This window comes from Paenibacillus endoradicis, assembly GCF_024721975.1.
Genome location: NZ_JANQBB010000007.1, coordinates 37,967 through 49,294 on the forward strand (window position 1 = coordinate 37,967; position 11,328 = coordinate 49,294).

General features: G+C 38.2%; 10 protein-coding genes and 2 other RNA genes. 7 read left to right on the forward strand and 5 right to left on the reverse strand.

From position 1 onward, the window contains the following. Positions 1-141 precede the first annotated feature (141 nt). From NV377_RS20615 to ssrA (NV377_RS20635), 5 genes are all read left to right on the forward strand, one after another. On the forward strand, positions 142-342 hold the full coding sequence (locus NV377_RS20615) for a cold-shock protein (protein WP_258202694.1): 201 nt from the start codon (positions 142-144) through the stop codon (positions 340-342). 149 nt (positions 343-491) lie between these two features. Beyond that, positions 492-974: an SsrA-binding protein SmpB gene (gene smpB, locus NV377_RS20620; RefSeq protein WP_258202695.1), complete on the forward strand. Its 483-nt coding sequence runs from the start codon at positions 492-494 to the stop codon at positions 972-974. A gap of 257 nt (positions 975-1,231) precedes the next feature. Next, positions 1,232-1,596, forward strand: a transfer-messenger RNA (tmRNA) gene (gene ssrA / locus NV377_RS20625). Between the two features lie 448 nt (positions 1,597-2,044). Then, positions 2,045-3,577, forward strand: a complete 1,533-nt coding sequence (locus NV377_RS20630; RefSeq protein WP_258202696.1) for a restriction endonuclease — start codon at positions 2,045-2,047, stop codon at positions 3,575-3,577. Between the two features lie 149 nt (positions 3,578-3,726). Next, positions 3,727-3,987: a transfer-messenger RNA gene (gene ssrA / locus NV377_RS20635) on the forward strand. Positions 3,988-4,197: 210 nt separating this feature from the next. On the opposite strand, the gene NV377_RS20640 is transcribed toward ssrA (NV377_RS20635), so the two are convergent. The 4 genes from NV377_RS20640 to NV377_RS20650 form a co-directional block, all read right to left on the reverse strand. Continuing rightward, the gene (locus NV377_RS20640; RefSeq protein ID WP_308860192.1) at positions 4,198-4,830 is read right to left on the reverse strand and encodes a proline dehydrogenase family protein; all 633 of its coding nucleotides are present in this window, start codon (positions 4,828-4,830) and stop codon (positions 4,198-4,200) included. Between the two features lie 39 nt (positions 4,831-4,869). After that, entirely contained in the window at positions 4,870-5,145 is a 276-nt protein-coding gene (locus NV377_RS25825; protein ID WP_308860193.1) for a hypothetical protein, read from the reverse strand. 78 nt (positions 5,146-5,223) lie between these two features. Beyond that, positions 5,224-6,030, reverse strand: a complete 807-nt coding sequence (locus tag NV377_RS20645) for an AraC family transcriptional regulator (protein ID WP_258202697.1) — start codon at positions 6,028-6,030, stop codon at positions 5,224-5,226. A 273-nt stretch (positions 6,031-6,303) separates the two neighbouring features. Further along, the gene (locus NV377_RS20650) at positions 6,304-7,035 is read right to left on the reverse strand and encodes a ZinT family metal-binding protein (protein ID WP_258202698.1); all 732 of its coding nucleotides are present in this window, start codon (positions 7,033-7,035) and stop codon (positions 6,304-6,306) included. A gap of 272 nt (positions 7,036-7,307) precedes the next feature. Between NV377_RS20650 and NV377_RS20655 the strand changes: the two genes are divergently transcribed. Beyond that, positions 7,308-8,111 (forward strand): alpha/beta hydrolase, encoded by an 804-nt coding sequence (locus tag NV377_RS20655; RefSeq protein ID WP_258202699.1) that lies wholly within the window; start codon positions 7,308-7,310, stop codon positions 8,109-8,111. Between the two features lie 163 nt (positions 8,112-8,274). On the opposite strand, the gene NV377_RS20660 is transcribed toward NV377_RS20655, so the two are convergent. Continuing rightward, a complete protein-coding gene (locus tag NV377_RS20660; protein ID WP_258202700.1) occupies positions 8,275-8,631 on the reverse strand; it encodes a collagen-like protein in 357 nt (118 codons plus the stop codon). A gap of 479 nt (positions 8,632-9,110) precedes the next feature. On the opposite strand from NV377_RS20660, the gene NV377_RS20665 reads away from it, so the two are divergent. Next, positions 9,111-11,111 (forward strand): stalk domain-containing protein, encoded by a 2,001-nt coding sequence (locus NV377_RS20665; RefSeq protein WP_258202701.1) that lies wholly within the window; start codon positions 9,111-9,113, stop codon positions 11,109-11,111. Positions 11,112-11,328: the final 217 nt, after the last annotated feature.

Consider the following 11,328-nt stretch of genomic DNA (forward strand, 5'->3'; position numbering starts at 1 on the left):
TCAAGCTAACTGATATGATTCACCTGTATTCACATATTGAAAAGGGTATCATCATCTTCATGAACCTTTTTCAATGTGTGAATTTTTTGTTTTACAACGAAATAGGCGCATATTATTCATTCATAAAGGAGGCTATTTCACATGCAACAAGGTACAGTTAAATGGTTTAACGCAGAAAAAGGCTACGGCTTTATCGAAGTTGAAGGCGGCAACGATGTATTCGTACATTTCTCCGCAATCACTGGCGACGGCTTCAAAACTCTTGAAGAAGGCCAACAAGTTGAGTTCAACGTAGTTGACGGCAACCGTGGACCACAAGCAGAAAACGTAGTTAAGCTTTAATAGCTTACTTGCGCTAATGCGTGAACGAAGAACCGACCTGGACCATTTATGGCTAGGCGGTTCTTCTTGTCTCTAGGACAATATTGCTTTTGTGTAGTTTAATTGCTACAATATAATTCCATGAGATTAGAAGTAGAGAGGTGAATGGTATGGTTAAAAAAGTAACGGAGAGTAAGCCATTAGCACAAAACAAAAAGGCTTCTCATGATTACTTTATTGAAGAAACCTTGGAAGCTGGGATGGTTCTAACAGGTACTGAGATCAAATCTCTTCGTACTGGTAGAGCTAATATTAATGATGCATTTGCAACGATTCGTAATGGCGAAATCTTTGTTCATAATCTGCATATTAGTCCTTTTGAGCAAGGGAATATTCATAATCCAGTTGACCCTACACGTGCTCGGAAGCTTTTGCTTCACAAATCTCAGATTGTTAAACTTCTGGGTCAAGCTAAGCAAGAAGGATATTCCATTGTGCCATTGAAAATTTATGTGCGAAATGGTTATGCGAAGCTTTTGATTGGACTTGGTAAAGGTAAGAAACAATACGATAAACGTGATACCGCAGCCAAACGTGATTCGCAGCGTGATATTCAACGTATTTTACGTGAAAAGCAAAAAGTAATTCGCTAAGTAGAAAACGAGTTTATTTACTCTTTAGAAGTGATTTTCTTGTTTTCCAATGATCATACAGTGTGTAATGATGTAAATCATGATATACTAAAAGTATTGAATCGGTTATGCATGAACATGTTATATATTTGCATATACTGTAGTTGTAATTAAATCTTATTAGTCGGTGGCTAATGAGTACATTAATCCGTGCTTACTTCTTGTTGAAGCAAGCGCTCCTAAGCTAAAGCTTGTTAATATGAGCTTTAAGCCATTTAGGGGGCGTTTATGGATTCGACGGGGACTGGACGAGCGCGGGTCGCGAGTAGTGGGGCCGCGTCCACTTTAAAACGCTAAAGCCTATTAAACGGCAAACAACAAACAAACTACGCATTAGCAGCTTAATAACCTGTTAGCGTGCTCCTCCTCGGCATCGCCCATGTGATCGGGATAGGGGCTAACTCATAGTGGGATACGCTGTCACATCTCCGTCTGGGGTGTGCTGAAGAAGATAATCAGGCTGGTTCCTGCAGAAGCCGGTTACGGGGCGTTTGCTTGATCGACAATAAAACTGTGACTACACTCGTAGAAGCCTGTGTGGCGTAGTCTTCGGACAGGGGTTCAACTCCCCTCGCCTCCACCATGATTAAACCCGACCGCATGAGGTCGGGTTTTTTGTTTATTCATTTTTGAAAAGGCGAGCAGATGAAATTATTAGATTTCTGACTTCATTGGTGCTAAGAAAGATGCTCTAATACTAATGTGACTACATTTTCGGATAGAAATATTTAGTGTTTATTTTGATTTATTAAATGTTTTTAGTGTAGGATTGACGTCTTGAGCATTTATCCTATAGATAATTCTCAAGGGGATGGATGAGCATTGATCTTTACTGCTAATTTAAGACTGAATGAACCCACCTTTATTAGAACCAGACGGATAGTTCTACTGAACTATAATTTATGGTAAAATATGTGTGGTGTAGGTATAATAATGTCTGATATGAGTTCTTGTAAATATACATATCGAATAGTGTAAATATAAAATTTCAAGTGATGTAAAATTGTATAATTATAAGAGGAGTGATAGAAGTGGCAAGAAAAAGTGGCTTTAATGGGCTAATAGCTTCAATTGCTAGAGAAAATGCAAGACAAGCTAGGCTACGTGAGTCTGAGAGAAAGAGAAATGAACGGGACTCTATTAAGGTAGCAAGGGAATACCAAAGAGGATTGATTCAATCTGAGAAGGAGGCGAAGATACGTTACATTGAAAGCAGAATTGAAGAAACGGATGATTTAAATAATGAACTTATTGAACGTATTGATGGGTTGAAATGTATACTGGAACATACCTTGCAAATAGATGATAGTATCTCATTTTCTTCATTAAGAATTTTAGAGAAGTTTAAAGATTTCTATGCTTCTAAGGAGATTGCTACTCCTTTACCCAAACCCAAATTAGAGGATTATACTAATGGAATTGAGCAGCCTAGTCTCTTCTCAAAGTTAATTCCTGGTTCAGAAAAAAGATATCAAAAAGCATTGAACAGTGCTAAACAACAATATGAATCAGACTTTGCACAATATGAACTCAAAGAAAACGAAAGAGTAAGCTATTTATATCGACTGAAGACTGAATACGATGAGGAAAAGTCCAGGTATGATTTGAAAATAAAAGAACGAAATCTTGAAGTAGATCAATTTGAGGAAGACTATCATAATGCGGAGAGCGATGCAGTAATTACATATAATACTATGGTACTTGAACGTTCAGAATATCCGGATGAATTTCCTCAGATATTTCGATTAGCATATTTACCTGATTCTAAAGAATTAGTAATTGATTATGAACTTCCAAATAAAGAAATCATACCTGCAATAGCAGAATTTAAGTACATAAAAACAAAAGATGAGATAAATGAAAAGGCTAGAAAAATTCAAGAAATAAAAGAAATATATGCGGATATTGTAGCAGCAGTAACTTTACGAACTATTCATGAGATATTTGAAGCAGATCAAGGAAACGTAATACAGCTAGTAGTGTTTAATGGTTATGTGAATTCAGTGGATCCGGCTACTGGTAAAGATATTACTCCGTACCTCATTTCTACTCGCGTAGCGAAAGAAAGATTCGAGGAACTAGATCTAAGTCGCGTGGAAAAGTCAGTATGTTTACGAAATTTAGGGGCTCAGGTGTCACCCCGACCTGCAGAGCTACAAGCTGTTAAACCTATAGTTGAATTTAACATGGTGGATAAACGTTTTGTTGATCATGAAGATATGTTAGAATCACTAAATGGTTTACCAAATTTAATGGATCTAAATCCATATGAATTTGAACGGTTAGTTACTGACCTTTTTTCTAAAATGGGACTGGATGCTAAATTAACTCGTTCATCAAAAGATGGGGGAGTTGATTGTGTAGCTTTTGATACAAGACCAATTGTTGGAGGAAAAGTAGTTATCCAAGCTAAACGATACAAAAATACAGTAGGTGTTTCGGCAGTAAGGGATTTATATGGAACAATGTTGAACGAGGGGGCAAATAAGGGGATTTTGGTCACAACTAAAAGTTATGGCCAGATGCTTATGAATTCTCGAAAGATAAGCCAATTGAACTTATAGATGGAGGAGGATTACTTTATTTGTTGGAGCAAAATGGAATTAAAGCACGAATATTATTTGAGTAATTTGCTGATAAGATTAGACCCTATACATCAAAACTGTACATCTTTATTCAAGCGTTTCTGTACATATTTTGACTAGCATTTATAGTATAAATTAATGCACGCGGGTCGCGAGTAGTGGGGCCGCGTCCACTTTAAAACGCTAAAGCCTATTAAACGGCAAACAACAAACAAACTACGCATTAGCAGCTTAATAACCTGTTAGCGTGCTCCTCCTCGGCATCGCCCATGTGATCGGGATAGGGGCTAACTCATAGTGGGATACGCCACTTAAAACTGTGACTACACTCGTAGAAGCCTGTGTGGCGTAGTCTTCGGACAGGGGTTCAAATCCCCTCGCCTCCACCATCATGAACACCATCCGCAAGAGGATGGTGTTTTTGTTTGATGTATTTAATATGTATCTAATATATGTGCAAAAACTATATCAAGATATATTGTAAATGAAGGTAGAATTACATTTAAATCATCCTATACAAAAGATGAAGATTTTCAAGAAGGGGACAGTTTATAGATTAGGTATGGGCCACTTCAATTACTCATAATACTTAACCGAGTCTACCGGTTCGTCAGATGCAATATCAATAAAAGCTTGATATAAATTGGGGGATACTCGGCGATCCTGTGGCATAGATACAAATACCACTCGTGGCCATAGGTGATATAGATGCGAACCGGATACCCCGCTTTTTTCAATTTACTGCTCAGATCTGGCCTAATTCCGTATAAAATTTCAAATTCTACACACGGCTTCTGAGCCCATCCACGCTTGATCACCTCATCTATAATACGTTCATCATGGGTTGCAATGGATACGTGATGATCTTTTTCAATGAATTGCTCCAGGAGCAGTAAATAGCGTTCGTTTAAAGCTTCTGAACGTGGAAGTGCTAGATGCTCAGCTTCTTGATACGCACCCTTCACAAGTCGTATTCGGCTAGAGTTAGCCTGTAAATTACTAGAGTGCTGAGCCGTTTGATGCAACTGGGCTTGTAATGTGATACCAATATTGGGATAGATCGCTACGGCGCGTTTATAGACCGCAAGAATTGCCTCAGTTTTGGCTGATTCCTCCATACTGATAAACAATTCGATGCCAGCTGGCTGAGCTCGCTCGGCTAATGATGCCAGTTGTTTGAATGCTAACTCCTCGTCTATCGATAACCCAATATGGGAAAGGTCGAACGACACTCGTGCAGTTATTCTTAGCTCTTCAAGATCTTGAATGAGCTACTTCATCTCAAGGAGTGCCGCTTCACAAGATTGGATATCAGTCGTATTTTCACCAATATATTCGATCGAAATCGGATATCCTTTATCAATCAGTTTTCGTCCAACCTCCAGACCAGCTTGTCTATTATATCCCGCCACATACTTTGTCGCCGCACGTTGCAGCAATTGGTAGATAGCTGGTGTCTGCTCAATATAAGCTTTAAGATCGGCTCGTCGAGCGATAGATTTCATTGCCTCGGTAAATTTCTTTTCCAGATCAACCGTTGTCACCATAATTTGATTCCTCCTCATGTCTCTATAACCTAGTGTACTATTGAGACATAAGAAGGGATTGTAAAAAATTGCTCTATTCTATATGGACATCGCGTAAGTTTGAGGTGTTGCTCCCACAATTTTAGCAAAAGCTTTTGAAAAATGGCTCTGATCATAGTAGCCTGTGTCTACTGCTATTTCAGCAATGGGTATACGTTTTTTTAGTTCTGTTTTGGCATGATTGATGCGTAGCAAATTCTGATACGCATGGGGAGGTAGATGCGTACTTTTCTTAAACATACGAATAAGATGATATCGACTGATTCCCGTCTCTTGCTCCAGCATTTCTAGTGTGATCCGATCCTTATAATACTCATGAATATATTCCTTGAGTCGTTTGACGTACTTCTGTTCCAGTGAGTTATGCGATTCATGCGCAAGGTCAGAAGCATGCTTGTTTGTGAGTGTGAATACAAGTTGGATTAATGAGGTCTCAATCTCCAGTGGGGAGCCGTTAATAGTTAGATATCCCATTGTGTGATTAAGAAGTTTACTGCATGCTTCGTTCTTTCCGTCCTCGAGCAAAAATGGAATTTGGAGCGTATCCATATGAGGCAGTTCAATTTGTTCGAACCATTTTGGGTTAATGAAAAGCATTTTGTATTTCCAGTTGACCTTCTCGGCAGGTTGACATGCATGGAGCATATGCGGTGGAAAGCTAATCATTCTTCCTGATTCTACGCGCCATACCAAGCCCTCGCACCACGCCTGTGTTTCTCCTTCGTCTATCAAACCGATGGAGTATTCCTCGTGAAAATGTTTCTGATAAGCTAGGTCGCTCTTTCGGCAGAGTTTTGCTTCCAAGAATGGCAATTCCTTATTTCGGTATAAGGTAATATCAGACATGCAACTACTCTCCTCTAAATGTGAATGAACAGATTAATTCTACCATACGATAATATGGGTTGATATGAGGGCGATCATTAATAAAAGTACAACTGTTAATTAATTACTGAGCACACTCTTATTTTAGAAGTTAGTACACAGGGTTTTCAGTAGCGTAAGCTCGCCTCCATCATGATTAAACCCGACCGCATGCGGTCGGGCTTTTGTTTTAAAACATATCAATATGCAAAAAGTTAATTTTAATAATTTTTGAAAAGGACATAAAAGTGAACATCAATGAGCAATCATCTCATGAGCAATAGCATGACCATCCATATTAGATGGATAGTAAGTTGGCCAATTTGTGACCTCTTCTAATAATGATTTACGATCGTTCCCCCAATATAAGTGAAAGTGATTAGAGTTTTGAGTTGAGATAATGTGATCACTAAATTGAATGTATGCGGGTACTCCTTTTTCATCTCCAACATGTTTGAAGATATAACGTACTCCTCTATTCCCTTTGGCATATGTTAAAATTTCATATCCATCATATTCATACTCTCCTTTATGTTCATGGCCATGATCAAAAAATGTTACAAAATTATTATCAATGACAATTCGATCGGTAGAAGTTTTATAACCATTATTATAATAAGCTTTAACTTCATCAAACGTTTGTTCTTCATTATGCTCAGCTTTATGTTCAAATACTTCATCTAATGTAGCATCTTCTAAGTAAGGATATATAGATTGCCAGTCACCTTCCCAATTACTTAATGGTCTGTCATGTACTTGCTCATCTTCAAAATATCCATTATAGATTTTTTTCTGCTCCTCGTCTAATTGATGAGAATGTTCATGATCATTACCATGATTGTGGTCAAGTTCCTGTCCTTGATGCTGTTCATGTACAATCTCAATATTCGTATCGGTATTTACTGAACTTGTACTTTTCTTTTCACTACATCCAAACAAAATAGCAGATAAAGCTAAGAGACTAAAACAAGTGATAACTTTTTTCATTTCTTCTCCTCCAAATCGTAATGATTACGATTAAAATAATAGCCTATGTTCACTTCAAAGTCAACATAATTCGTAATGATTACGATTCATGTTGACTTTGAAAAACTATTAATTCTAAAGCCTTAGAAATTTATCGGTTTAACCAGACGATTTTATCCAATGTCTATTCTAAGGGGGCACTTCAATACCGTCGCCAGAGTTACACAAGTTACTACTTTTACGTGCTTACATGATATGGTATAACTAATAAATACAATTGAAAGGGGATAATTATGGCTCATTTAACAATTAGCTTTTTCTCAAAGCGGCTTAATAGAGACGTAACAATTAATGCCTTGTTACCAGTAGACGGTTCCGATAAACCAGACTATTCAAGTACATCTTTGCAACCACCTCTAAAATCACTATATTTGTTGAATGGATTGACTGGTAACCATACGGATTGGGTAAGTTATACGCGAATTAGAAAGCTAGCAAACCTACATAATATAGCAGTCTTTATGCCAGGTGGTGAAAATCATTTTTATGTAGATGATGAAGAAAGAGAAGAATATTATGGACAATTTGTCGGTGAGGAATTAGTTGAGTTTACACGACAATGTTTCCCTTTATCTCATAAACGAGAAGATACATATATCGGTGGCTTATCGATGGGTGGTTATGGGGCGGTTAGAAATGGGTTGAAATACGCCAAACGTTTCGGTGCAATTATTGGTTTATCTTCAGCATTACTGCCATATAGAATTGCGAATGCAAAACCAGGGTTTGAGTATAGGACGTTTAAATTCCCTTATTTACAACGTGTATTTGGTGATTTATCACAACTTTTTGGAAGTGATAAAGATCCAGAGGCTTTAATAAAACAACTGCGTCATAAAAAGGAAATTATTCCACACATTTTTCTATCTTGTGGGACGGAGGATTTTCTGATTGACATGAACAGACGTTATCATCAATTTTTACTAGACGAAGCTGTTGAGCATACATATATTGAAAAGCCAGGTGCACATACGTGGGAATACTGGGATGAAGGAATTGAAGATGCACTAAATTGGATTACCCATTTAAACCTTTAGAGTCACTTATCCAATTCATTGAGTGTATGCTCGCCTCCACCATAATTAAGCCCGACCGCTTGAGGTCGGTTTTTGTTTGTTTTGTGGTATAAAAAAGTATTGTAAATAAACATGTAAAAGCGCTCCATTCCTAGTGGAATGGAGCGCTTTTTCTCAAGTTCATTTAGAAACATGTAAATGATTGAATCGACTGCAAACTCAATCCAGTATACATCCAAAACCTACCGTTCCACTGAAAACCCGCGACTGAGGTGCGCCCTACGAAAACTGGGTAAAACCAGAATTGATTTCTATTCTCGAGCCATACGTACGTATTCCGAAATAAACAACGAACAATCGCTCCGGGGTCGACAGCAAAGGGAGAAACCGCAGGTTGCTGAGGGATGAATCCCGGAGGAGGTGAGCTAGGAGGTCCCATTTGACCAGGCTGTCCTGAGGGCGGAACCGGTTGTCCTGGAAATCCTGGGAATCCCGGAAATCCCGGAAATCCTGGGGGGCCTGGAGGTGGTGAAAATGGCATGATCTTGTCACTCCTTAATTGATGGGCTAAAACATTGTATGTAGGAGCGGAGATATATGAGTGGGCATATACTATATTTTCTATCGCTTTTTTAATAACATGATTATTTTTTTAATTAGGAGTGTATGCGACTTCACAGGGTTTTTAACAGTGTAAGTTCGCCTCCACCATCTAAATCCACAACCGCATGAGGTCGGGGTTGATGTTATATTTACAAATTTTATTAAATGAATTGTGTTAATATTAAATGAACTATTCTTCGATTTTAAATTAACTAAGGTGGCGTTTTAGTTGATTATTTTTAATACTCTTCTTTCAAAAGTTAAATTATACTAGATTGTTGAGTACATTTTTGAGATTATGAGTTATTATATAATTGGAAATTACAGATTGGTAATTAATAACTTGTTGAAGAATTAATAGTAATCGCTAGAAGAACGCTTTAGTTGAATAACATCTTTTATAAAGGAGCAAAGAAAATGAAAGTTAGAATAATAGTTACTCTGTTTATTAGCTTTCTCTTACTGTTTGGTGAAACGGCAAGTGCAAGTGAAGGGCTTGATTATAGAGAAGGAGATTACCTCATCCATATTCTTGAAGATGGGGATGGATCGATGCGAACGTTTCAATTCAAGACAGGTAATCGTATTACAGCGTCCAATACGAAGATTCGCCTGTTTATCAATGCGCGAGAGGTAGATTCTACAGAATATACTGTTGATTATACAAACGAAACGATAACGATGCGTAAGGCACCCGACATGGGAGCAGAGATTTCGATGAAATATTCAATCGCCCCGACTTTTGAATGGGGAGAAGGGGTGTCCGGCAAAGCTAGCATCGGTAATGCTCTGACCGAGGGGGACGGCTCCACGCGAATATTTCAAGTGAAGTCCCGTTATATACTCAATTCTAGTAAAAATGTCAGCCTATATATAGATGGCATTAAGCTCAGTTCTTCTGAGTTTAAATTTAACCATGAGAAGCTCTCCGTCACGATATTGGAAAAGCGGCAGGCACCAGGTAAACAGTCGAAGATTTATTTTTATTTCCCTAAAACCTCGATTTCTGGTACTCAATCATCCGGCGAAGAGACTGATTCTAAGACTCCAACAGAACCGGATGCTACTCCGACTCCTAAACCAGACGCTGTCGATGAGCCAGAATTTAAATTGCCCAGCGGAAAAGATTTTCCAGGCACGATTACACTTAATTCGAATTATACGTTCACTGTATCAACAACAGCTGAAATGAGGAAGTCGGGATATTATACATACGTTATGATTAAAAATGCGAATGGGAAGCTGGTTAAGCGGATCCGTATTGATGCCGGGAGTACTTCTACCTATTCGTTAAGTAAGCTTGGGCTCCCTGCGGGAGGATATTATTTTTATTTGAAAACTGTGAATCAGTATGGAGGGTTTGCAGCCTCAAATCATCAATTTATTCCTGTCCGATATGAGACTCAACAGATCGGAGTTTTCATTGAAGGTAAACAGCAAACTTATACACAGCCCCCTGTCAATCGGAATGGTAATGTATTAGTTCCACTTCGGGGTATTTTTGAGTCGTTGGGTGCAACAGTAAAATGGGAGTCGTCTACACAGACGGTCACGGCAACAAAGGGTGGTACAACCATTGTTTTAACAATTGGTTCTTCTACAGCCTATGTGAACGGTAAGCCTGTTGTTCTGAATGCAGCTGCACAATTATTAAATGGCAGCACTATGGTTCCTATTCGATTCATAAGTGAGGTACTTGGTGGAGTAGTAGAGTGGGACAAAAATTCGAAATCGGTTATTGTTTTTCAAAACAAGCCAGATATTCCGACCTCTGCTGAAAGCGAACGGACTCCAATCCAAGAGCAAGAGAAAGATCAATCTGTACCGGAGGTTTCATCACCAATTTTGCAAAATATCTCGAGAGGAATTGACGAGGCTTCGGACATTGTTTTTGTCATTGACGTTACAGGTAGTATGGAAGAAGTCATTGATTACGTGAAAGAAACGATCAGTAGTTTCGTGGAGTCAGTTCCGTCCGGCTCAAATTTCGCGATTCTTGCTTATCGTGATATCAATTTTGTAGATATTAATAATCCTGATTTGGAGTTTTTTGGATTTACGAATCAAAAAAATGTACTGAAGGAGCAGTTAAGCAAATTAGTAGCCTCTGGCGGTATGGATCTAGAAGAATCTGGATTGGAGGCGATTCAAATGGCCATTCAGAAAATGTCAGACAGTAAAAACGCAAAAAGAATTGTTTTTATAACTGATGCACCTGTTCACGAGAAAGGCAACTCACAAGGCAAGTCCGGTTATTTTCTTGAAGAAGTAATCGGCAATTTAAAAACGAATGAGGTAACACTGGATGCGATTGCGCCGAAAAGCGGAACTGCGTATAAACAAATTATCCAGCTCGTAAAAAGTAATAAAGGCACCTTGTACGATATTGATGAAGCATCTCTAATTCATTTGGAATAAGGCCTCCATAAAAACCCCGACCGTATGAGGTCGGGGTTTTTGCATTTCCTCCATACATAGCACACATTTAATTAATGATATTAATTAAATTTCAAAAAAATCCGATAAAGTAACTATGAAAAAATGGAATTTTAGGTGTTCATTATATGATGAGGGGGATAGAGAAACTTAGCTGTTTTTACAAATGGATTATTATCTAAGACAAATTAAAATCTGG